We start from the raw sequence: 217 nt of genomic DNA, 5'->3' as shown, positions 1-217 counted from the left end.
AAGGAGGCCATGACCTGGAAACTGATGGACCTGTTGCCGCCGCTGTTGCCGCTGGAGGAATTCCTGCCACTGTGCCAGTATCTGCAAAACGATGAGGCCGGCTTCAAGCGTTATCAGCTATGCGGCAAGATCGCCGACATCTTTGATCAGTATCTGGTGTATAGACCCGACTGGATCGAAGCCTGGGATCGCTCAGAAGCGGTGCCGGCGCCCCTCG

1 protein-coding gene is annotated in these 217 nt (G+C 57.6%); it reads left to right on the top strand.

All coding sequences use genetic code 11. The features are described from left to right. Nucleotides 1-9 precede the first annotated feature (9 nt). A partial coding sequence (locus tag MO867_RS23315; RefSeq protein ID WP_252473544.1) for an exodeoxyribonuclease V subunit gamma occupies nucleotides 10-217 on the top strand: 208 nt, incomplete at its 3' end.

Source organism: Microbulbifer okhotskensis, assembly GCF_023895975.1.
Classification (GTDB): domain Bacteria; phylum Pseudomonadota; class Gammaproteobacteria; order Pseudomonadales; family Cellvibrionaceae; genus Microbulbifer; species Microbulbifer okhotskensis.
This window is presented reverse-complemented; position numbering and strand designations above follow the sequence as displayed.